Below are 22,553 nucleotides of genomic sequence, written 5' to 3' on the forward strand. Positions count from 1 at the left end.
TCAGCCTCGCCCCTAACGCCCGCGCCAAGCGGGCGTTTTCGTTTCCACCGCCGTTTTTGCGCGGCAACCCACCTTTCCACCCTCCGATGCGCGACGCCCACAACACGCACGTGAACGTTCACGTTGCACTATAATGCGGCAAATTGACACGTCGCCGCCCGTACCCGCACCATCGATGGCTAAACGCCCATCCGCGCACCCAACTACGCACCCACCCGCGAATTCCCCCGCGCTGCTCACCGTTGGCAACGCCGCACTCCGGTTGAACGTCACACCGCGCACGCTCAAGTATTACGAGGAGCGCGGTCTCGTCACGCCCACGCGCAGCGAAGGCCGCTACCGCCTCTACGACGAGCAGAATCTCGAACAGTTCGCGCGCATCCTGCGGTTGCGCTCGCTGGGTTTTTCGCTGCACGGCATCGCAGAGATGCTCAAACGGCCGCTCGAACCTGCCGTCGATGGCCGCCGACGTTACTCGCAGGATTCGCTTCAGCATATCGCCGACGCGCTGGCGCAGCAGATCGATACGCTCGATGCGCGCATCGCCGCCGTACGCCGCGAACTCAAGGAAGCGCAGACCGTGCGCGCCGAACTCGCGGACGACCTCGATTACCTGACCAAGCGCCTCGCGGGCGTGCCTTACGAGGCGGTGATCGACGAGCGGCTCGCTGCAAAGAAACGCCGCCGGGCTGACAACGGGCGACGCCGGACCACCGCCGGAATCGGCGACGCCTCTTCATGAGCGCCACCGGATCGCGCCAACCGCTCTTCAGTGCCGGGCGGCTGCGCGGCGATTTCTTCCCGTGGGTGCTTGCGCTCGCAACCGGTCTCGATTACTTCGACAACGCGATCTTCTCCTTCTTCGCGAGCTACATCGCAGGCGGCATCAACGCCTCTCCCGATGAACTCGTCTGGTCGTCGAGCGCATACGCCGTCGCGGCTGTGCTCGGCATTCTGCAGCAGCAATGGTGGGTCGAGCGTGTGGGCTACCGGCGCTACGTGAGCAGTTGCCTGCTGCTTTACGCGGCGGGCTCCGTGATCGCCGCGCTCTGCGCATCGTCGTCCGAACTCGCCTTCGCGCGCGGCTTTCAGGGTTACTTCATCTGCCCGATCATGGGCACCTGCCGCATCCTCATCCAGAGCAGTTTCACGCCGCAGCAGCGCCCGCCGGCCACGCGCGCGTTTCTCTCGATGCTCGTGCTCTCCACCGCGCTCGCGCCGCTCGCTGGCGGCCTGCTCGTTTCGCATTTCGACTGGCGTGCGCTCTTCGCCTGTACCGCGCCCGCGGGCATCCTGTTCGCCGCACTCGCGTTTTTCGCCCTGCCCGACTCGGGTCATGTGGAACCCGAGGAACGCGGAGAGTCGCATTTCTGGCCCTACATCGCCTTCGCATTCGCGCAGGGCGCGCTCCAGATCGCCATGCAACAGGTTCGCTTCGAACTGTTCAGCCGGTCTCCCGAACTGGTCGTGCTGACCGTGGCCGGTATCGGCTCGCTCGCATGGTTCGGCTGGCATCAGTGGCATCACCCCAAACCGCTCGTGCGGCTGCATGCGCTACGCGAAAAGACCTTCCAGGTCGGCCTGCTGCTCTACATGATCTACTACTATCAAAGCACGGCGCTCAGCTACCTGATCTCGCGCTTTCTCGAAGGTGGCCTCAACTATCCGGTGGAAAACGCGGGCCGGCTCACCGGCATCACGTCGCTCGTTTCGGCTTCCGCACTTCTCCTGTACTTCCGCTACTCGAAACGCCTGACGCGCAAGAAGTGGATCATCGTGCCCGGTTTCGCGCTCGCGGCCCTCGTCGCTTTCTGGATGACGCGGATGCCGCCCGATGTCAGCGAATCGCGGCTCATCGCACCATTGCTGCTGCGCGGCCTCCTCCTGCTCTTCATCGTGGCGCCGGTCGCGAACGTCACGTTCAGCATCTTCGCGATCGAGGAGTTCACGCACGGCTATCGCCTCAAGAACATCGTCCGGCAGTTGACGATCTCGTTCGCCACGGCCACGGTCATCATCGTCGAGCAGCATCGGCTCGCGCTGCACCAGTCGCGGCTCGCGGAATCGGTGAATCCGTTCAATCCCGCGTTCCAGAACACCCTCGCGACGCTGACGCACGGTTTCGAAGCCCTGGGCAACGCGCCCGGCGAAGCGTACGGCCTCGCCATCGTGGAGATCAACCGCATGGTCGCGCAGCAGGCGAGCTTCCTGAGTTCGCTCGACGGGTTTTATTTCCTCATCGGCGTGGCCATCTGCGGTGGTATCTTTGCAGCCTGCCAGAAGCAGATCGACTGACCCTTTCACGCCAACTCACGCACCTCACGACGCAACCCGGCGATGCTATCGAAACTGTCCCAGTGGTTCGGCACGCGCCGCCGCGACAAGGCGTTGCGCACGCACGCGATCGACGACGCGCTCTGGCAGGCCACGCTCGACGGCCTACCGTTCCTTGCACATCTCGATGCCGCCGATCTCGCGCGCCTGCGCGAGCTGACGAGTCTCTTCCTCGCGCAAAAGGAATTCTCGACCGCGCACGATCTCGAACTGACCGACCGCATGACGGTCGCAATCGCCGTACAGGCATCGCTGCCGGTGCTGAACCTGTCGCTCGATCTGTATCGCGGCTGGGTCGGCGTGATCGTGTATCCGGGCGAGTTCGTGATCCGCAAGACCGTCGAGGACGAGGACGGCGTGATTCACGAAGTCGAGCAGGACGCGAGCGGCGAAGCATGGGAAGGCGGTCCGGTGATCCTCTCGTGGGAAGACGCGCAGATGACCGGCGGCGCCGACGCCTACAACGTCGTGATCCACGAGTTCGCACACAAGATCGACATGGTGAACGGCGAGGCGGACGGTCATCCGCCGCTTTTTCGCCGCTGGCACGCGCCGCTCGACGCGCATGCCTGGGCGGATGTTTTCGACAACGCCTACGATCAGTTTTGTGCGAAAGTCGACGCCGTGCCGCAACGGCGCTGGGCGCGCTTCGAGCGCGAAGCGCTGATCGATCCCTATGCGGCCGATCATCCGTCGGAGTTTTTCGCCGTGTGCAGCGAGGCCCTGTTCGTGAAGCCACACGCATTCGAGTCCGAGTATCCCGAGCTTTACCGGCTGCTGGCCCGCTTTTACCGGCAGGATCCGGCGCGAGTCGGCGCCCTGGCCGGTTTCGGCGAGTAGCACCGCAAAAATTCGCCAACAGACTGATTTTCTGGCATAATCGCCGTTTTTCGACCTTGGGCAAGTGGCTCGCGCTTTATTTGTCGCAAGCAATTGTTACAAGCAATTGGGCGTTACAAGCAATTGCGCGTGCAGGGTTGCACGTGAATTGCAGGCGCGCGGGTTGGCTACCGCCAGATTTAAGGACAAACCATGAAAGAAGGCATTCACCCGGATTACCGCGAAGTTCTGTTCGTCGACGTTTCGAACGACTTCCGGTTCGTGACCCGCTCGACCATCCAGACGCGCGAAACCGCCGAATTCAACGGCAAGACGTACCCGCTCGCGAAGATCGAAGTGTCGTCGGAATCGCATCCGTTCTACACGGGCACGCAAAAGATCATGGACACGGCCGGCCGTGTCGAGAAGTTCAACAAGAAGTTCGGCGCACGCGCCACGGGCAAGGTCGCGAAGTAAATTTCGCGAATCACCTGAACCGGCCTTCGCGCCGGTCCCGGAGCAAAAAGGGCAGCAGTCGCTGCCCTTTTTTGTTGCCTCCGCGGTTGGCTGCACCTGCAACGTCAAGCAGCGTCAAACAACGCGCGCCGTGATGTTGCCGGATTGCGATCTGACGCAACTTCGACGCAACTTCGACGCAACTTTGAAGCAACGCCCAACGTGACGCGCTGCGGCTCACCCGGCTAGAATGCCGGATGCTTCGGCCCCCGCCCGCTCCTGCGCGCCCGTCACGTCCCGCGGCCCGGATCTCGGTGAACCGGGCGATCCGCGACCGCTGTAGCACCCCGGCTTGCCGCTGCCGTGCAGTCATGCCGCAACCAGGCTGCGCAAGCCGGTCCGCTTATCCGTTTTTTTCGTACTGAATGAAGCCAGCCATTCGACTGACCGCCTCCGCCACCAGCGCCCTGCCGCGCTGGGTGTTGCTGGCTATCTGTATCGCGTTCGCGTCGTTCGGCCTGTTTGGCCGCGATCCCTGGAAAAACGAGGACGCAGCCGGCTTCGGCGTGATGTGGACCATGGCGGGCGGCACCTCCCACGACTGGCTGCTGCCGAACCTCGTCGGCAAGTACGCCACTGAAAACGGTCCGCTCGGCTATTGGCTCGGTGCGCTCTGCATCCGCGTCTTCGCGCCGTGGGTGGACGCGAGCAATGCGTCGCGCATCGCCACCGGGTTGCTGTTCTGTCTCGCCTGCGCGTTCGTCTGGTACAGCGCGTATCTGCTGGGCCGCCGCCCCGAAGTCCAGCCGTTCAAATACGCATTCGGCGGCGAGCCCGAGCCGCGCGACTACGGCCGCACGCTCGCCGACGGCGCGCTCCTGATCCTGCTCGCATGCTTCGGCCTCGCCGAGCGCGGCCACGAAACGACGCCGCAGCTCATGCAGTTCGCCGGCATGGCGATGTTGCTGTACGGCGTCGTGCGTGCGGTCGACAAACCCGTCCAGGGCGCGCTCTGGTGGGGTCTCGCACTCGGCATCGTGGCGCTCTCGAGCGATCTGGTGCAGGCGGGCGCGCTGCTGGCCGGCACGCTCGTGATGCTCGTCGTCGCGCCCAGGACGCGCTCGCACTGGCTGCTCGTGGCCGGGTTGCCGGTCGCGCTGATCCTCTCGGCGTCGTGGCCGATCCTCGCGCTGCAGCGTTATCCCGACGACGCCGCGTGGTTCCTCAACCAGTGGATCCGGTCGAGCGTCAGCGCCTTCTCCGGGCCGCCGGGCTTCGTGCTGCACTACGCCGCCAAGAACCTGCCGCTCTTCACCTGGCCCGCGTGGCCGCTCGCCTTATGGGCCTGGTTCAGCTGGGCGGGCCTGCGCCGTGCGCCGCACATCGCGATTCCGCTGTCGGTCATCCTGCCGCTATTGCTGCTCGTATCCGTGCAGAGCCACGAGACGAACCGCATCTTCATGATCGTGCTGCCCGCGCTGTCGGTGCTGGCCGCTTTCGCGCTGCCCACGCTCAAGCGCGGCGCGATCAACGCCATCGACTGGTTCGCTGTACTGAGTTTCACGATCCTCAGCACCTTCGTGTGGCTCGTGTGGCTCGCGGGCATGACCGGCTTTCCGGCTCCGCTCGCACGCAATCTCGCGCGCCTCGCGCCCGGCTTCTCGCCGCAGTTCAACTTCCTCTCGTTCGCGTGCGCCGTCGTCGTGACGCTCTTCTGGATAGGGCTCGTCCAGTGGCGCGTGTCGCGGCATCCGAAGGTGTTGTGGCGCAGCGTCGTGCTCTCGAGCGCCGGCACGACCCTGATGTGGGTCCTGCTGATGACGCTCTGGCTGCCCGTCGTCAACTTCAGCCGCACGTATCGCGACGTCGCGCAGCAGATCTCCGCCCACCTGCCCGCCGATTACGCGTGCATCTCCCCGGTCCGGCTCGGCGATGCACAGATCGCGACCTTCGCCTACTTCGGCAAGATGCACTTCTCGTTCAACGACGACTGCGACGTGATCCTGCGCCAGGACACCCCGGCCTACGGCGCACCGGCTGCGCCGCCGAACTACGCGTGGAAGCTCGTCTGGGAAGGCCGCCGCGCCGCCGACCGCGACGAGCAATTCCGTCTGTATGTGCGCATCGACCGGCCGCAGACGCCCCTGAAACGCCGCGCCTGGCGCAAGCGCCCGGACTGAGGGCGCTGTGACAGGCACCGTCGCAGGCGCAGTCGCAGGCACCCTCGCGGGCGACGTCCGCCGCATCGCCGGACTCGCCTGGCCGGTCCTGATCGGTCAGCTCGCGATCATCGCGTTCGGTGTGATCGATACGGCGATGGTCGGGCGTTATTCGGCGCTCGACCTCGCGGCGCTCGGGCTCGGCTCGTCGATCTATGTCTCCGTCTATATCAGCCTCACCGGCATCCTGACCGCGCTGCAGCCCATCGCGGCGCAACTCTACGGCGCGCAGCGCGACGGCGAGATCGGCGAAGAAGTACGCCAGTCATTCTGGCTCGCGCTCGTGCTTGCGGTGATCGGTTGCACGATCCTTTATTTTCCCGATCCGCTGCTCGACCTCGCGCACGCACCCATCGCGCTGCGCGAGCGCACCGTCGACTATCTGCGGCTGCTCGCGTTCGGATTGCCTGCCAGCCTGCTGTTTCGCATCTACAGTTCGCTCGCCAATGCGGTCGGTCGGCCGCGCCTCGTGATGATCCTGCAGGTGGGCGCGCTCGTGCTGAAGGTGCTGCTCAATCGCTGGCTCATCTTCGGCGGGCTCGGCGTGAGTGCGCTCGGCGGCCCGGGCTGCGCACTCGCGAGCACGGCGCTCAACTGGGCGCTCGCCATCCTCGCTGCCGTCACGATGACGAAGCTCGACGTGTTCGCACCGTTCGGCATCTTCAGGCACCTCTGCTGGCCGAGCTGGAAGCGTCAGGCGGAACTGCTCAAGCTCGGCATTCCGATGGGGCTCTCGTATCTGATCGAGGTGACCTCGTACACCTTCATGGCGATCTTCATCGCGCGGCTCGGCACGACGACGCTCGCGGGGCACCAGATCGCGGGCAATCTCGGCGCAGTGCTGTACATGACACCGCTCTCGATCGGCGTCGCAACCTCGACGCTCGTCGCCCAGGCGCTCGGCGGCAACCGGCCCGCCGAGGCGCGCACGCTTGCACGGCACGGCATTGCCGCCGCCGTGACGATCGCGTGCTGCTTCGCGCTCGCTGTGTTCATGCTGCGGCCGCTCATCATCGGCGGCTATACGCCGGACCCCGCCGTGGCCGTCGCCGCGATGCCGCTCGTGACGATCGTCGCGCTCTATCACGTGTTCGATGCGCTCCAGGTCACGACGGCGTTTGCGCTGCGCGCCTACAAGGTCGCCATCGTGCCGACCGTGATCTACGCGGTCGCGCTCTGGGGCGTCGGGCTCGGCGGAGGCTATGCGCTCGGTTTCAACGTGATCGGTACGCTCCCCGACTGGGCCACCGGCGCACGCGGGTTCTGGCTCGCCAACATGGCGAGCCTCGTGATCGCCGGTGCCGGGCTCGCGGTTTACCTCTCGCGGGTGAGCGTGCAACAGGTGCGCGCAGGCGGCGTCGCGGGGCAGTAAGCCGCCATAAACGCGCCTTCGATGGCCTGCGCCGCCGTTGCGGCCCCGCATCCTGCGCGTGCACAATGCGCAGAAGCGCCGAAGTCCGCGCGACGCGAATGATTCGTCACGGAACGACCGGTAGAATCGGAACGCTTCCCGTCCACGGATACGCCAACTGTCCTATCCTTGTAGCGCAGCACACCCAATAGATGCAGATGCGTCGTCCGTTCCCGGCTTACAGAATTTGCCCTCAATGGAGTGATTGTCATGCTGAAAAAGCTGCTGATGTTGCTGGTCGCACTTGGGCTGTCGCTGTCCGCGCTGATGGCGAGTGCCGTGGAGGTGAACACCGCGGATGAAACCGCGCTCGAATCCGTCAAGGGCATCGGCCCGGCCCACGCCAAGGCAATCCTCGACGAACGCGCGAAACACGGTCCGTTCAAGGACGCCGACGATCTCGTGAACCGCGTCAAGGGCGTCGGCCCGAAGTCGGTGCTGAACCTCGAAGCCGCGGGCCTGACGATCAACGGATCGTCGGCGCCGCCGAGCGGCAAGACGACCGCTACGACGAAGGGCGGCAAGGCGGCCACCAGTGCCACTCCAACCGCGCCCGCCGCTGCAGCGGCGACAGGCACGACAGCCACGGCGCCGAAGCCGACGACATCGGCTCAGACGGGTGCGGTGGCAACCGCGCCGCAGGCCGCATCGGCCGCGAACGCAGGCAAGCCGAAGCACATGAGCAAGAAGGAAAAGGCCGCCGAAGCCGCGAGCGCAGCCAAGGCCGGTACCGCTGCCTCCGCACCGGGCGCCGCTTCGGAACCCAAGGCGAAGAAGTCCGGCAAGTCGAAGAAGAGCAAGGCTGCGTCCGACGCAGCCGCATCGGGAGCCTGATTTCCGGCGCCTGTCTGTTGGCGGATTCCGGCCGGGGCCGCTTGTTCTGATGCTGCCGATGGTGCCCATGCCGGTCCGCAACGTACGGCACACCTTGCGTGTGCCGCCCGATTTTCGGCCTCGCCCCCCCCGACGCGGCCATCACCCTGAGAGAACGTCATGAGTCTGCTAGATACCCTCGGTTCCCTGTTCGGTTCGTCGTCGCAACAGCCTGGCGGCAACCAGGCCCAACTCATCGCGATGGCGACCGAATTCGTCAACAACCAGCCGGGCGGCCTGAACGGCCTCATCCAGAAGTTCCAGCAAGGCGGCCTCGGCGACGTCGTGCAATCGTGGGTCGGCACCGGCGACAATCAGGCGATTTCGCCGGATCAACTGCACAACGTGCTCGGCTCCGATGTCGTCTCCGGCCTCGCGCAGAAGGCCGGCATCCAGCCGGATCAGGTGAGCGGCCTGCTCGCCCAGGTCCTGCCGCACGTCGTCAATGCGGCCACGCCCAACGGTGAAGTGCCCGCCGACGGCCAGGTCAACACGAGCAACGTACTCGGCACGCTCGGCAACCTCGCTTCCCTGTTCGGCGGCAACAAGTCTTCATAAGCTGCGCTCTCCCGCGCGCGGGCATGAAAAAAGGGCAACGGAAAAACTCCGTTGCCCTTTTTGCTGGCGGCGGCGCGCCTAGTGCATGACGCGTTCGAACACGAACTGGCCGTTGTGGATGTCGACCGGAATCACATCCTTCGGCCCGAACTTGCCCGCGAGAATCAGCTTGGCGACCGGATTCTCGATCTCCTGCTGGAGCGCGCGCTTGAGCGGCCGCGCACCGAACAGCGGGTCGTAGCCGACCTTGGCGATCTGATCCAGCGCCTCGTCCGACACCGCGAGCTCCATGTCGAGCTTCTCCAGACGCTCACGCAGACGCTGCAACTGGATCTTCGCGATCGACTGGATGTTCGCGCGATCGAGCGCATGGAACACCACGACCTCGTCGATCCGGTTCAGGAACTCGGGGCGGAACTGCTGTTTCACTTCGCCCCACACCGCGTCCTTCACCGCGTCCTGCGGCTCGCCCGCCATCGCCTGGATGAGGTGCGAACCGAGGTTCGACGTCATCACGATCACCGTGTTCTTGAAGTCCACGGTGCGGCCCTGACCATCGGTCATGCGGCCATCGTCGAGCACTTGCAGCAGCACGTTGAACACATCCGGGTGCGCCTTCTCGATTTCGTCGAGCAGGATCACGCTATATGGCTTGCGGCGCACGGCCTCGGTGAGATAACCGCCTTCCTCGTAGCCGACATAGCCCGGGGGCGCACCGATCAGCCGCGCGACGCTGTGCTTCTCCATGAACTCGCTCATGTCGATGCGGATAAGGTGCTCCTCCGAATCGAACAGGAAACCCGCGAGCGCCTTGCAGAGCTCGGTCTTGCCGACGCCCGTCGGCCCGAGGAACAGGAACGAGCCGTACGGCCGGTTCGGATCCGCGAGGCCCGCGCGCGAACGGCGGATCGCATCGGCGACAGCGGTGATCGCCTCGTCCTGCCCGACCACGCGCTCGTGCAGCTTCTGCTCGATCTGCAGCAGCTTTTCGCGCTCGCCCTGCATCATGCGCGACACCGGAATGCCAGTCGAGCGCGACACGACTTCGGCGATTTCCTCGGCGCCTACTTGCGTGCGCAACAGACGATGACGCGTCGGGTTGTTCTGCTCGTTCGCTTCGGCCTGCGTCACCTGCTTCAATTGCGATTCGAGTTGCGGCAGCTTGCCGTACTGCAATTCGGCGACCTTTTCGAGCTTGCCTTCGCGCTGGAGTTTGTTGATATCGGCGCGCACGCGGTCGATCTCTTCCTTGATCTGCGCGCTGCCCTGCACGGCGGCTTTCTCCGCAGTCCAGATTTCTTCGAGATCCTTATATTCCAGACTCAGCCGGTCGATCTCTTCCTCGATCAGTTGCAGGCGCTTTTGCGAGGCTTCGTCCTTTTCCTTCTTGACGGCTTCGCGCTCGATCTTCAGCTGAATGAGACGCCGGTCGAGCTTGTCCATCTCCTCGGGCTTCGAGTCGATTTCCATCTTGATCTTCGACGCGGCTTCGTCGATCAGGTCGATGGCCTTGTCCGGCAAGAAGCGATCGGTGATGTAACGATGCGACAGCTCCGCCGCGGCGACAATCGCCGGGTCGGTAATTTCGACGCCGTGGTGCAGCTCGTACTTTTCCTGCAGACCGCGCAGGATGGCGATGGTCGCCTCGACCGACGGTTCGTCGATGAGCACTTTCTGGAAGCGGCGCTCGAGCGCCGCATCCTTTTCGATGTATTTGCGATATTCGTCGAGCGTGGTCGCGCCGATGCAATGCAGCTCGCCGCGCGAAAGCGCGGGCTTGAGCATGTTGCCCGCGTCCATCGCGCCTTCGGCCTTGCCTGCGCCGACCATCGTGTGAATTTCGTCGATGAAGACGATGGTCCTGCCTTCGTCCTTCGCGATGTCGTTGAGCACGGCCTTCAGGCGCTCTTCGAACTCGCCGCGATACTTCGCGCCCGCGAGCAGCGCGGCCATGTCGAGCGAGAGCACGCGCTTGCCCTTGAGCGTCTCGGGCACTTCGCCGTTGACGATCCGCTGCGCGAGCCCTTCGACGATCGCCGTCTTGCCGACGCCCGGCTCGCCGATCAGCACCGGGTTGTTCTTCGTGCGCCGCTGCAGGATCTGGATCGAGCGGCGAATCTCATCGTCGCGGCCGATCACCGGATCAAGCTTGCCCGCACGCGCGCGCTCAGTCAGATCGATCGCATATTTCTTGAGCGCTTCGCGCTGGCTTTCTGCGTCCTGGCTGTCGACCTGCGCGCCGCCGCGCACCGAAACGATCGCCGCTTCGAGCGCCTTGCGCGTGAGTCCGTGCTTGCGCGCGATCTGGCCCGCGTCGCCGCGATCCTCCGCGACGGCGAGCAGGAACATCTCGCTCGCGATATAGGTGTCGTTGAGCTTCTGGGCTTCCTTGTCCGCCTGATTGAGCAGCCCGGTCAGATCCCGGCCGATCTGCACGTTGCCGTCGGTGCCCCGCACCTGCGGCAAGCGGCTGATCGCATCGTTGAGCGCATTCTGCAGCGCCTGAACCTGCACGCCGGCGCGCGCCATCAGCGAGCGCGCGGAACCGTCCTGCTGCGCGACGAGCGCGGCAAGCAGGTGGACTGGTTCGATGTACTGGTTATCGTGGCCGACGGCAAGGCTCTGCGCGTCAGAAATGGCTTCCTGGAACTTGGTGGTGAGTTTGTCGATTCTCATTTAGAACGAGACCTCCAGTGTCTTTACTGTCACCAAATCTGAGGCGCGATGCGCGAGTTTCAAGCGCCAGATACGTCATTTTTTCCGATTTATTGAATCGGGCGCACGAACGCGTTCCGGCGCTCGGCGTGGCGCCCGGAATTCGCATTCTGGAAGCAGAAAATTCAGCCGTCGATCAATGTTCGCGCGACGGATGACGTGACGCCGGATGTTTCTCCGGCAGCGGCATGAAGACGACCGGTGTAAGGCCGAGCAGACCGGCAAGTTCCACTGGCGGTTGCGCCAGTTCGCCGATGGTGTGGCGGTCGAGTTCGGCGAAGAACGCCGCGCGGGCGGCCACCAGCGCGTGCTTGAGGCGGCAATGGGGTTCGATGACGCACTCGCGCTCGGTGCGCTCGTCGCGGAAACACCCGACCAGCGCGAGATCGGTCTCCGTCTGGCGCACGACCTCGCCCACGGAAAGCGAGAGCGAATTCGCCGCGAGGCGCAGCCCGCCGTGGCGCCCGCGGACCGTGTCCACCCAGCCGAGTTCGCTGAGCCGCTGGACGACTTTCATCAGATGATTCTTCGAAATGCCGTAAGCGTCGGAGATTTCCTGGATCGTCGCGAGTTCATCCCCGCGCAAAGCAAGGTACAGCATCACGCGCAGCGAGTAGTCAGTGTAGTCGGTCAGTTTCATGATCGGCAGTGGCGACGACGGTCAAGCCCATACCTTAACATGTGTCATGTGTGCACGTTTGTGCATTTGTCCGATATCATGAATTCCCACGATTAAACCGCAGTTCGATTTTCCTCTTCGCCACGCTGCAAGATGACCACCACCGACGCTCTCGCCGCCGATACACGGCACACCCCGCACACCGAACCCACCGAAGACAACATCCGCGAACTCGTCTACGCGTTCTACGACCGCGTGCGCGGCGACGCGCTGCTAGGCCCGGTGTTCGACGGCGTGCTGGCTGGCCGGTGGGACGACCATCTGCCGAAGATGTGCCGCTTCTGGGCGAGTCTCGTGCTTGGCAGCAAAACGTACCAAGGCAATGTGCAGCAAGCACATCAGCCGCTGCCCGGCATCGAGCCGAGGCATTTCAGCCACTGGCTGTATCTGTTCCTCGATACGGTCGAGTCGCGCTACCGGCCCGCGGCGGCCGTGCAGTTCATGGAGCCCGCGCTGCGGATCGCACAGAGCCTGCAGTTGAGCCGCTTCGGCTGGGAGTACAAGATTCCGGCGGAACAGCAGGCGCTGCTCGCGCGCATTGCACCGCGCGAGCGCGCGGTGGGTTCCGGGCGCGGTCACTGAATGCCGGGCTGGCGAACGGGTTCAGGCCGGTGAGCGTGATGGCAAGATACAGGTCGGCCAAAACAAACTCACGGGCCGACCGCACGGCGCACCTGGCCACGGCTGGCGGGATTGGCGGTTAGTTGCATTCTATGCGGCACCTGCACCATGAGTGCGATCTGTCTGCCCGCAAAGCAACTTCAGTCCGCTGCTGGAACCACGCTCAGCCCTTCTCCGGCGCCACGTTCCCCGAGGTGATGCCCCAGCGCGCGAGCGCCGCATCGTCGGCCACGCGGGCATCCACCCACCGCGCGCCGTCCGGCGTTTCTTCCTTCTTCCAGAACGGCGCCTCGGTCTTCAGATAATCCATCACGAATTCGCACGAGGAGAACGCGTCGCCCCGATGCATCGACGTCGTCGCCACGAGGACGATCTGATCAAGCGGCGCGAGCTTGCCGACCCGATGCACGATCAGCACCTCGATGCCCGGCCAGCGCCGCTGCGCTTCGGCAACGATGCTCTCCAGCGCCTTCTCGGTCATGCCGGGATAGTGCTCCAGTTCCATCGTCGCAACCGTGCTGCCCTCGTTGAGGTCGCGCACGGTGCCGACGAAGCACGCCACCGCGCCAATCGCCGGATTGCGCGCTCGCAGTTGCGCGACCTCGGTCGTCAGGTCGAAATCTTCGGTTTGTACGCGCACGGGCATGGCCGCTCTCCTCTACGCCTTAGCCGCCCGTCACCGGCGGGAAGAATGCCACTTCGCAGCCCTCGGTAATGCGCGTGGCCGGTTCTGTCATCACGTGATTGCAGGCCATGCGCAGCGCGCGGCCTTCCGCCAGCGCCTCCGCCCAGACGCCGCCGCGCGCGCGCAGCCAGCCGCGCACATCGCCCACCGTCGCGATGCCGTCGGGCACCGTCACCGATTCCTCGGCCACGCCCAGTGCCTCGCGCACGCTCGCAAAAAATCTCAACTGGATCTTCATAAAGTCCGGCTCAATACAGCAATTCTGTGAAAGGAATGAAGCGCACCGTCTCGCCCGCGCTGATCGGATGATGCGGCGGGTTGTCGATGAGGCCGTCGCCCCAGACGGTCGAGGTCAGCACCGCCGAACTCTGGTTCGGGAACAGATCGAGGCCGCCCGCCGGATTCACGCGCGCGCGCAGGAACTCGTTGCGGCGGTCGCCCTTCGCCTGCGTAAAATCGGCGCGCAGCGACAGCGCGCGCGGGCTCACATGGGTCGCGCCCGCCAGACGCAGCACAAACGGCCGCACGAACAGCAAGAAGGTGACGAAACTCGATACAGGATTGCCCGGCAGGCCGATGAAGAACGCCTCATCCGCGTTTGCCTGCGTCTGTGGTTGAGTCTGCGTCTGCCTTTGAACCTCGCTGCGCCGCACCGCGCCGAACGCGAGCGGCTTGCCCGGTTTCATCGCGATCTGCCACATCGCGAGCCGCCCTTCGGCCTCGACGGCCGGTCTCACGTGATCCTCCTCGCCTACCGATACGCCCCCGCAGGTCAGGATCAGATCGTGCCCATTGGCCGCCTCGCGCAGCGTTGCGCGCGTCGCGTCGAGTCGATCCGGCACGATGCCGTAATCGGTCACCTCGCAACCGAGGTTGCGCAACAGGCCGCTGAGCGTGAAGCGGTTCGAGTTGTAGATCGCGCCGGGACGCAGCGGCTCGCCTGGCATCGTCAGTTCGTCGCCGGTGAAGAACACCGCGACCTTCAGACGTCGCGCCACGTCGAGCGTCGCGCAGCCCACCGATGCCGCCAGCCCGAGCGCCTGCGGCGTGAGCCGCGTGCCGGCCGGCAGGATCACCGAGCCCTTATGAATGTCGGCGCCCTGTGCCGTGATCCACTCGCCGGCCTTCGGCGTGTGAAGAAACGTCACGTCGCCATCGGCGGTCTCGGTCTGCTCCTGCATGACGACGGCGTCCGCGCCGGGCGGCACCGTCGCGCCCGTGAAAATGCGCGCGGCCGTGCCCGCCGCCAGCGGCTGCGGCGCGTGGCCCGCCGGAATGCGCTGCGAGACCGGCAGACGGCGGCTGCCCTGCGCGAGATCGGCAACGCACACCGCGTAGCCGTCCATCGCGCTCGTGTGCATCGGCGGCACGTCGAGCGGCGACACCACATCGGCTGTCAGCACGCGGTTCAACGCGTCGAGTGTCGGCAGCGTTTCGGTTCCGCGACCGGCGAGCGCGACCGGCGTCGCTGCGCCTAGCAGCGTCGCTAGCGCATCGGCGGTGGAAAGCATCGGAGCGCGCGCGGCGGGAGCATTGGAGGGAGAAGTGGACATCGGAGCGTGTGGGAGACGGCCCGCGGGCCGCCTGCAACGGTTGGTCTCGTAATATTGTAGCGGCGCGGACACGGCATTGCGCCGTGTCCCTGGCACGCTGCACCGCCAGCCCCGCACGGGCCGGCAGAGCACGATCAGTCCGCGGTACGAACGGCGATATAGTCCTTCACCCGTTGCGCATTCGCCGGGACGACCTCGAAGCGCTGCGGCAGCGACTCCAGCCCCGCAAACGCGGCCGGACGCTCAGCCTCACGATCGAGCGCCTCGCGAATCGTCTCGCCGAACTTGATCGGCTGCGCCGTCTCCAGCACGATCATCGGCACGCCCGGCTGCAGATGCTCGCGCGCGACCTTCACGCCGTCAGCCGTGTGGGTGTCGATCATCGTGTGATAACGCGCGTAGACGTCGCGGATCGTCGCGACGCGGTCGTCGTGGCTGCTGCTGCCCGACACGAAGCCGAACTGCGCGACGCGTGCGAAGTCGCCGCTCGCCGCGAGATCGAATCCGCCCTTTTCTTCGACGTCGCGAAAGAGTTGCGCGACGCGCGCCGGATCGCGGCCGAGCAGATCGAAGACAAAGCGCTCGAAGTTCGACGCCTTCGAGATATCCATGCTTGGGCTGCTCGTGTGCCACGTTTCCGACGAGCCGCGCACGCGGTAGATGCCGGTGCGGAAGAACTCGTCGAGCACGTCGTTCTCGTTGGTCGCGACGACGAGCTTTTCGATCGGCAGGCCCATCATGCGCGCAATGTGGCCCGCGCAGACGTTGCCGAAGTTGCCCGACGGCACGGTGAACGAGACGCGCTCTTCGTTGCTCTTCGTCGCCGCGAAGTAGCCCGCGAAGTAGTAGACGACCTGCGCGACGACGCGCGCCCAGTTGATCGAATTCACCGTGCCGATCTTGTGCTGCGCCTTGAACGCGTGATCGTTCGAAACGGCCTTCACGATGTCCTGACAATCGTCGAACACGCCTTCCACCGCGAGGTTGAAGATGTTCGGGTCCTGCAGGCTGAACATCTGCGCGGTTTGGAATGCGCTCATCTTCTTGTGCGGCGAGAGCATGAACACCCGCACGCCCTTCTTGCCGCGCATCGCGTATTCGGCGGCACTGCCCGTATCGCCCGAGGTCGCACCGAGAATGTTCAGCTGCTGGCCGGCCTTCGCGAGCGCGTACTCGAACAGGTTGCCGAGCAGCTGCATCGCCATGTCCTTGAACGCGAGCGTCGGACCGTTCGAGAGTTCGAGCAGCGAAAGCTGCGTGCCGTTTTCTTCGCCGAGCGCGGTGAGCGGCGTGATCCGGCTCGCGTCCTCGCCGTGGCGCACGTTGCAGTAGGTCGCCGCCGTGTAGGTGCGGCGCGTGATGTCGCGCAGGTCGTCGGCGGGAATGTCGTCGCAGAACTTCGAGAGGATCTCGAACGCGAGATCCGCGTACGACAGGCCGCGCCAGCGCGCGAGTTCTTCCTTGCCGATCCGGGGATACTGCGACGGCAGGTACAGCCCGCCGTCGCGCGCAAGACCCGCCAGCAGGATGTCGGAAAATGCGTGATGCTCGCCGGCACCCGCGCCGCGCGTCGATACGTAATTCATTGGCTTGCCCTTAGTCCAGTCCTTCCATGCGCAGCTTCGTCACCGACGACTTCACGGTCGCGAGCTTCTCGATCTTTCCGATCGCCGCGTTCACGTTCTTTTCGACGGTGATGTGCGTGATCAGGATGATGTCCGTCTCCGCCTTGCCGTGCGCGTCGACCTGCTCCGATTCCTTTTGCAGGAGCGCGTCGATCGAAATACCGCTGTCTGCAAGGATGCGCGTGATGTCGGCCATCACGCCGGTCTGGTCGGCCACGCGCAGGCGCAGGTAGTAGCCGCTCGTGACTTCCTCGATCGGCAGGATCGGCGTGTTCGAAAGACGGTCCGGCTGGAACGCGAGATGCGGCACACGATGCCCCGGGTCGGCGGTGTGCAGGCGCGTGACGTCCACGAGATCGGCCACCACGGCCGACGCCGTCGGCTCGGCGCCCGCGCCCTTGCCGTAATACAGCGTCGATCCGACAGCGTCGCCGTACACGACGACGGCGTTCATCGCGCCTTCCACGTTCGCGAGCAGGCGCTTGGCCGGAATCAGCGTGGGATGCGTGCGCAGTTCGATGCCGTGGTCGGTGCGGCGCGCGATGCCGAGCAGCTTGATGCGGTAGCCGAGTTCCTCGGCGTACTTGATGTCGATGGCGTCGAGCTTGCTGATGCCCTCGACGTAGGCCTTGTCGAACTGCACCGGCACGCCGAACGCGATTGCGCTCATGATCGTGGCCTTGTGCGCGGCGTCCACGCCTTCGATGTCGAAGGTCGGATCGGCTTCGGCATAGCCCAGTTCCTGCGCGCCCTTGAGCGCCGTCGCGAAGTCGAGGCCGCGCTCGCGCATCTCCGACAGGATGAAATTGGTCGTGCCGTTGATGATGCCCGCAATGTACTGGATGCGGTTCGCCGTGAGGCCTTCGCGCAGCGCCTTGATGATCGGAATGCCGCCCGCGACCGCCGCCTCGAACGCGACCATCACGCCCTTCGTGCTCGCGGCCTCGAAGATCTCGGTGCCGTGGACCGCCAGCAGCGCCTTGTTCGCGGTGACGACATGCTTGCCGTTGGCGATGGCGCGCAGCACGAGATCCTTCGCGATGCCGGTGCCGCCGATCATTTCGGCCACGATGTCGATCGACGGGTCGTCGACGACGGCGTTGAAGTCGGTCGTGAGGTCCACCGTGCCGGCGGCGTCGCCGAGCTGCGCCATGGCCTTGGCCGGGTTGCGCACGGCGACGCGCGCAACCTCGATGCCGCGGCCGGCGCGGCGTTTGATTTCTTCCTGGTTGCGGCGCAGTACCGTGAAGGTGCCGCTACCCACCGTGCCGAAGCCCAAGAGACCTACTTTGATCGGTTCCATGCCGCGTGTGTTCGTCTTTTAAGTATGTGAATGGGAATGCCGTGGCGCCCGTGGCCCTCGGGGGCTGTTTCAGGTGCCGTGTTTCTTGCGGTAACCGGCGAGGAACCGCTCGATGCGGTTGATCGAGTCGGTCAGGTCGTCGACGTTCGGCAGGAACACCACGCGGAAGTGGTCGGGCTGCTTCCAGTTGAAGCCGGTGCCCTGCACGAGCAGCACGCGCTCCTGAAGGAGCAGATCGAGGATGAACTGCTGGTCGTTCTCGACCGGATAGAGCTTCGGGTCGAGGCGCGGGAACATGTAGAGCGCCGCTTCCGGCTTCACGCAGCTCACGCCGGGAATCGCCGTGAGCATGTTGTACGCGAGCTCGCGCTGGCGATACAGGCGCCCGCCCGGCAGGATCAGGTCGTTGATGCTCTGGTAGCCGCCGAGCGCGGTCTGGATCGCATACTGGCCCGGCACGTTCGGGCACAGGCGCATCGAGGAGAGGATGCCGAGCCCTTCGATGTAGTCCTTCGAGCGGCGGCGGTTCTCGCCCGTCATGCCCGAGATGTACATCCAGCCCGCGCGGTAGCCGCACGCGCGGTAGCTCTTCGAGAGGCTGTTGAGCGTGACCGTGATCACGTCCTCGGACAGCGCGCCGAGCGCCGTGTGGGTCTTGCCGTCGTAGATGATCTTGTCGTAGACCTCATCGGCGAAGATGATGAGGCCGTACTCGCGCGCGAGGGCAACGAGCCCGCGCAGCAGGTCGTCCGAATAGAGCGCGCCGGTCGGGTTATTCGGGTTGATGACGACGAGCGCACGCGTGTTGGGCGTGATCTTCGCGCGGATGTCGTCGAGATCGGGCATCCAGGCGTTCGACTCGTCGCAGATGTAGTGAACCGGCGTGCCGCCCGACAGGCTCACCGCCGCGGTCCAGAGCGGATAGTCGGGCGCGGGCAGCAGCACTTCGTCGCCGTCGTTCAGCAGCGCCTGCATCGCCATCACGATCAGCTCGGACGCGCCGTTGCCGATGTAGATGTCGTCCAGCTCGACGCCCTTGACGCCCTTTTGCTGGGCGTAGTGCATGATCGCCTTGCGCGCGGCGAACACGCCCTTCGAGTCCGAATAACCCGACGCTCCGGGCAGATTCAGGATCATGTCCTGAATGACCTCGTCGGGCGCGTCGAAGCCGAACGGCGCGAGATTGCCGATATTCAGCTTGATGATGCGATGGCCTTCGTCTTCGAGGCGCTTCGCATGTTCGAGCACCGGGCCGCGAATGTCGTAGCAGACATTTTGCAGCTTGTTGGATTTGAGGATCGGTTTCACGGCGGGCAGTCAGTTAAAAGGGCTAAATTGGGCCGAACGACGGGCGAACAGTATTTGTACCGGCTATAGCGAAGACGCGCTGCGGCTTTGCGGCCGGCCGGACCGGCACTTCAGCGGGAGAAGACACGGGGCGCGGCCGGCAATGCCGGCCAGCGGCGCGCTTTGAATTCAGCATTCTGTGCGTGCTGCGCTTGCTCTGTGCGCTCGTCTTGTCCCGTCCTGGGCTGCCTGGCGGTGACCTGACAGTGGCCCGAACTGAGGCTGGCCTTGTCGCGGCCGGGCCTGTTGCCGGGTGATTGCGCAGCAGGCCGTACAGCTCGTGACAGACGGCGCGCATAGCGTGGGGCGCCGCAGCAGCGGCTAAAAAGTTATAATTTAGCGGATTTCGGCCAACTTCCGCAATGCACACAAGCAATGCGCGCGACGCCGCATCGGCCACGCGGGGCGAGCCGGAGCAACGCGGCACCGCCGCCCGTCAGCCCTGATAGAGGCTTGGGCGCGAGCGCATGCATGGGCGGCCAGATCCGAACGCTCGGCTCATCGAACCGCGACAACCCGGAACATCGTTTTGAAACTACACCAGGATTCAAGCGGCGCGCTCAATACCGTCACCGGTTACGGCGCCGACTACGTCGAAGTCAATCTCGAACGCCACCAGGGCAGCATCATCGTCTTTCCCGACTCGCCAGTCGTTCCCTGGCCCGTGAGTGCGTTCGACGCCCTGACCCCCGAACTCTTCGAAATGCTGCTCGCCCTCGACCCCGAGGTCGTCCTGTTCGGCAGCGGCGAGCGGCTGCGCTTTCCGCATCCGCGCATGACCGCCGCGCTGGCCGCGCACCGGATCGGCGTCGATGCGATGGACCTCAAGGCCGCGTGCCGCACCTACAACATCCTGATGGCAGAGGGCCGCAGGGTGGCCGCCGCGCTGCTCATCGAACGCTGATCGAACGCTGATCCAGCTCGCCAGTTAATCGCGCCTTAAGGCGCGATGGCTTACACTTGCGCGCCGTATCGAACCCCGAACGCAATAACAGGCTGGAACCGATGAACGAAACGCTTTCGAGGCCCCCGCAACCGATGAACGAAACGCTTTCGAGGCCTCCGCTCACCCGTGCCGCGATCCTGCTCCTGATCGTTGCGCTCGCTGTGATCTGGTTCGCACCGCTCGGCTGGCGCCACCTGCTGCCGAGCGACGAAGGCCGTTACGCCGAAATGGCGCGCGAGATGCTCGCGAGCGGCGACTGGATCACGCCGCGCTACAACGCCTACAAATACTTCGAAAAGCCGCCGCTGCAAACCTGGGCCAACGCGCTCACGTTCGCGTGGTTCGGCATCGGCGAGTGGCAGGCGCGGCTCTATACCGCGCTCACCGGTTTCGCAGGCGTGCTGCTGATCGGCTTCACGGGCGCGCGCGTATTCAATGCGGCGACCGGCTTCTTCGCGGCGCTCGTGCTGGCAACCGCGCCATACTGGAACCTGATGGGCCACTTCAACACGCTCGACATGGCCCTGTCGTTCTGGATGCAGCTCACGCTGTGCGCACTGCTGCTCGCCCAGCGTCCGGGGCTGCCAAAGGGCCAGGTGCGGCTGTGGATGTGGGTCTGCTGGGGGTCGATGGCGCTCGCGGTGCTCTCGAAGGGCTTGATCGGCCTGATCCTGCCGGGCGCCGTGCTCGTCCTCTATACGCTGATTGCACGCGACTGGGCGCTCTGGAAGCGCCTCTATCTCGCCAGCGGCCTGATCGTGTTCTTCGCGATCGTCTCGCCGTGGTTCATCCTCGTGCAGCAGCGCAATCCCGAGTTCTTCAATTTCTTCTTCATCGTCCAGCAGTTCCGCCGCTACCTCACGCCGGAGCAGAACCGTCCCGGCGCGTTCTGGTACTTCATTCCGGTGATCCTGGTCGGTTTCCTGCCGTGGCTCTCGGTAAGCGTGCAGAGCCTGCGCCACGCGCGCGCCACGCCGCGCCAGCCCAACGGCTTCGCCCCCGTCACGTTGATGCTCGTCTGGAGCGTCTTTATCTTCCTGTTCTTCAGCGTGTCGCACTCGAAGCTGATCTCCTACACGCTGCCGATCGCCCCGCCGCTTGCGCTCATCATCGGCATGTACCTGCCGATGATGACCCGCGAGCAATGGCGCCGCCACCTCGCGGGCTACATGTTCCTCTGTCTCGCGGTCGCGCTCGGCTCGTTCTACCTCACGCGCCTTGGCAACGCCCGCAATCCGAACGCACTCTATCGCGAATTCCAGGTGTGGGTGTTCGCCGCGGCGTCTGTCGGCTTCGTCGTGACGGCCATCGGCCTGTGGCTGAACCGCGCGCCGCGCACGCCCGCGACCGGCGCCACCGCACCGGCCGTCGCGCTCGGCGCTGCCTGGATTTTGCTCACGACGATCGCCGGCACCGGCCACGACGTTTTCGGCACGCTGAGTTCGGGCGCGCCGCTCGCCCCGGCCGTGCGCGCGGCCATCGCCAGAATGCCGCCCGATACGCCGTTCTATTCGGTGGGCGTGCTCGACCACACGATGCCGTTCTACGTGCGCCACACCATGACGATGGTTCAGGTGACCGACGAGCTTGCATTCGGCATTTCCGAGGAACCGCAGAAATGGGTGCCGACGATCGCGGACTGGGAAGCGCGCTGGAAGACCGAGCGCTACGCGCTCGCGCTGATGCCGGTGGAGCGCTACACCGAACTGGCCGCGCAAGGCCTGCCGATGCGGGTCATTGCGCGCGATGCGCGGCGCGTGGTGGTCGAAAGGCCGCCCCAACCGTAAGCGCCGGCCGGCGGCAGGCGCGCATGGGCGATAATTCCGCCTCGTCGCGTGCGTTGTTGCGTGCGCTGTTGCGTACTTTGTCGCGTGCCTTTTCGCCACAGCCGCCCAAGATCGATCCCCCAATAGATATGTTGAGCCGTTCCCTACGATGAACCCGATTTCCCTCTTCTGCATCCTTGCCGGCGTCGGCCTGAATGCGTGCGCGCAACTGTTGCTGAAAGCCGGTGTCAATGCGGTTGGACACTTCGAATTCACCCGTGCGAACATTCTCCCCGTCGGCCTGAAGCTCGCGACGCAGTTGCCGATCATCGGCGGCCTGAGTTGCTATGTGGTGAGCGTGGCCGTGTGGATCGTCGGGCTGTCGCGCGTCGACGTCTCGATCGCCTACCCGATGCTGTCGCTCGGGTACGTCGTGAACGCCTTCGCGGCGTGGTATCTGTTCGGCGAGGTACTGTCGGTTCAGCGGCTCGTCGGCATCGGCATCATCCTGATCGGCGTATTCGTGCTTGCGCGCAGCTAAAGGCACACGCGGGCACAACCCGGGCACAACCTGGGCACACCCGGCGCACGTCGCTGCACAAGCACCCGCGGCGCCCTTGTACCCAGGGGCGCCGCGCCCCAT

At 65.0% G+C, this 22,553-nt stretch carries 20 protein-coding genes; 12 read left to right on the plus strand and 8 right to left on the minus strand.

What is annotated here, in order from left to right; genetic code table 11:
* Positions 1–175: 175 nt before the first annotated feature.
* The 8 genes from ACFPTO_RS04900 to ACFPTO_RS04935 all read left to right on the plus strand — a co-directional run bounded on the left by ACFPTO_RS04900 (position 176) and on the right by ACFPTO_RS04935 (position 8,670).
* Positions 176–742: a MerR family transcriptional regulator gene (locus ACFPTO_RS04900; protein ID WP_377709862.1), complete on the plus strand. Its 567-nt coding sequence runs from the start codon at positions 176–178 to the stop codon at positions 740–742.
* Positions 739–2,295 carry an MFS transporter gene (locus ACFPTO_RS04905; RefSeq protein WP_377709864.1) on the plus strand — a complete coding sequence of 519 codons (1,557 nt, stop codon included), beginning with the start codon at positions 739–741 and terminating at the stop codon, positions 2,293–2,295. Before ACFPTO_RS04900 ends, ACFPTO_RS04905 begins: the two co-directional genes overlap by 4 nt.
* A 42-nt stretch (positions 2,296–2,337) precedes the next feature.
* Positions 2,338–3,174, plus strand: coding sequence for a M90 family metallopeptidase (locus tag ACFPTO_RS04910; protein ID WP_377709865.1), 837 nt, complete (start codon positions 2,338–2,340; stop codon positions 3,172–3,174).
* Positions 3,175–3,366: 192 nt separating this feature from the next.
* On the plus strand, positions 3,367–3,630 hold the full coding sequence (locus ACFPTO_RS04915; RefSeq protein WP_293035906.1) for a type B 50S ribosomal protein L31: 264 nt from the start codon (positions 3,367–3,369) through the stop codon (positions 3,628–3,630).
* Between the two features lie 404 nt (positions 3,631–4,034).
* Positions 4,035–5,789, plus strand: a complete 1,755-nt coding sequence (locus tag ACFPTO_RS04920; RefSeq protein WP_377709867.1) for an ArnT family glycosyltransferase — start codon at positions 4,035–4,037, stop codon at positions 5,787–5,789.
* Between the two features lie 7 nt (positions 5,790–5,796).
* Positions 5,797–7,200, plus strand: a complete 1,404-nt coding sequence (locus ACFPTO_RS04925) for an MATE family efflux transporter (RefSeq protein WP_377709868.1) — start codon at positions 5,797–5,799, stop codon at positions 7,198–7,200.
* A 249-nt stretch (positions 7,201–7,449) separates the two neighbouring features.
* Complete coding sequence (locus ACFPTO_RS04930; RefSeq protein ID WP_377709870.1) at positions 7,450–8,073, plus strand: ComEA family DNA-binding protein; 624 nt, start codon at positions 7,450–7,452, stop codon at positions 8,071–8,073.
* 159 nt (positions 8,074–8,232) lie between these two features.
* Entirely contained in the window at positions 8,233–8,670 is a 438-nt protein-coding gene (locus ACFPTO_RS04935; RefSeq protein ID WP_377709871.1) for a YidB family protein, read from the plus strand.
* Positions 8,671–8,748: 78 nt separating this feature from the next.
* Here ACFPTO_RS04935 and clpB read toward each other — a convergent pair whose 3' ends face one another.
* Both clpB and ACFPTO_RS04945 read right to left on the minus strand, forming a co-directional pair.
* On the minus strand, positions 8,749–11,346 hold the full coding sequence (gene clpB, locus ACFPTO_RS04940) for an ATP-dependent chaperone ClpB (protein WP_377709872.1): 2,598 nt from the start codon (positions 11,344–11,346) through the stop codon (positions 8,749–8,751).
* A 175-nt stretch (positions 11,347–11,521) separates the two neighbouring features.
* Positions 11,522–12,025: an RrF2 family transcriptional regulator gene (locus ACFPTO_RS04945; protein WP_377709873.1), complete on the minus strand. Its 504-nt coding sequence runs from the start codon at positions 12,023–12,025 to the stop codon at positions 11,522–11,524.
* 132 nt (positions 12,026–12,157) lie between these two features.
* Between ACFPTO_RS04945 and ACFPTO_RS04950 the strand changes: the two genes are divergently transcribed.
* Complete coding sequence (locus tag ACFPTO_RS04950; RefSeq protein WP_377709874.1) at positions 12,158–12,646, plus strand: group III truncated hemoglobin; 489 nt, start codon at positions 12,158–12,160, stop codon at positions 12,644–12,646.
* 202 nt (positions 12,647–12,848) lie between these two features.
* On the opposite strand, the gene ACFPTO_RS04955 is transcribed toward ACFPTO_RS04950, so the two are convergent.
* From ACFPTO_RS04955 to ACFPTO_RS04980, 6 genes are all read right to left on the minus strand, one after another.
* Positions 12,849–13,331, minus strand: a complete 483-nt coding sequence (locus tag ACFPTO_RS04955) for a molybdenum cofactor biosynthesis protein MoaE (RefSeq protein ID WP_293035890.1) — start codon at positions 13,329–13,331, stop codon at positions 12,849–12,851.
* A 19-nt stretch (positions 13,332–13,350) separates the two neighbouring features.
* Positions 13,351–13,608: a molybdopterin converting factor subunit 1 gene (gene moaD / locus ACFPTO_RS04960; protein ID WP_377709875.1), complete on the minus strand. Its 258-nt coding sequence runs from the start codon at positions 13,606–13,608 to the stop codon at positions 13,351–13,353.
* Positions 13,609–13,618: 10 nt separating this feature from the next.
* The gene (locus ACFPTO_RS04965; protein ID WP_377709981.1) at positions 13,619–14,881 is read right to left on the minus strand and encodes a molybdopterin molybdotransferase MoeA; all 1,263 of its coding nucleotides are present in this window, start codon (positions 14,879–14,881) and stop codon (positions 13,619–13,621) included.
* Positions 14,882–15,057: 176 nt separating this feature from the next.
* Positions 15,058–16,509: a threonine synthase gene (gene thrC, locus ACFPTO_RS04970; RefSeq protein ID WP_377709876.1), complete on the minus strand. Its 1,452-nt coding sequence runs from the start codon at positions 16,507–16,509 to the stop codon at positions 15,058–15,060.
* A 10-nt stretch (positions 16,510–16,519) separates the two neighbouring features.
* On the minus strand, positions 16,520–17,851 hold the full coding sequence (locus ACFPTO_RS04975; protein WP_377709877.1) for a homoserine dehydrogenase: 1,332 nt from the start codon (positions 17,849–17,851) through the stop codon (positions 16,520–16,522).
* A gap of 69 nt (positions 17,852–17,920) precedes the next feature.
* The gene (locus ACFPTO_RS04980) at positions 17,921–19,168 is read right to left on the minus strand and encodes a pyridoxal phosphate-dependent aminotransferase (protein ID WP_377709982.1); all 1,248 of its coding nucleotides are present in this window, start codon (positions 19,166–19,168) and stop codon (positions 17,921–17,923) included.
* A gap of 559 nt (positions 19,169–19,727) precedes the next feature.
* Here ACFPTO_RS04980 and ACFPTO_RS04985 point away from each other — a divergent pair.
* The 3 genes from ACFPTO_RS04985 to ACFPTO_RS04995 all read left to right on the plus strand — a co-directional run bounded on the left by ACFPTO_RS04985 (position 19,728) and on the right by ACFPTO_RS04995 (position 22,451).
* The gene (locus ACFPTO_RS04985) at positions 19,728–20,102 is read left to right on the plus strand and encodes an Mth938-like domain-containing protein (RefSeq protein WP_377709879.1); all 375 of its coding nucleotides are present in this window, start codon (positions 19,728–19,730) and stop codon (positions 20,100–20,102) included.
* 134 nt (positions 20,103–20,236) lie between these two features.
* Positions 20,237–21,931: a glycosyltransferase family 39 protein gene (locus ACFPTO_RS04990; RefSeq protein ID WP_377709880.1), complete on the plus strand. Its 1,695-nt coding sequence runs from the start codon at positions 20,237–20,239 to the stop codon at positions 21,929–21,931.
* A 148-nt stretch (positions 21,932–22,079) separates the two neighbouring features.
* The gene (locus tag ACFPTO_RS04995) at positions 22,080–22,451 is read left to right on the plus strand and encodes an SMR family transporter (RefSeq protein ID WP_377709881.1); all 372 of its coding nucleotides are present in this window, start codon (positions 22,080–22,082) and stop codon (positions 22,449–22,451) included.
* Positions 22,452–22,553 lie beyond the last annotated feature (102 nt).

This window comes from Paraburkholderia denitrificans (assembly GCF_042655705.1).
GTDB lineage: Bacteria > Pseudomonadota > Gammaproteobacteria > Burkholderiales > Burkholderiaceae > Paraburkholderia > Paraburkholderia denitrificans.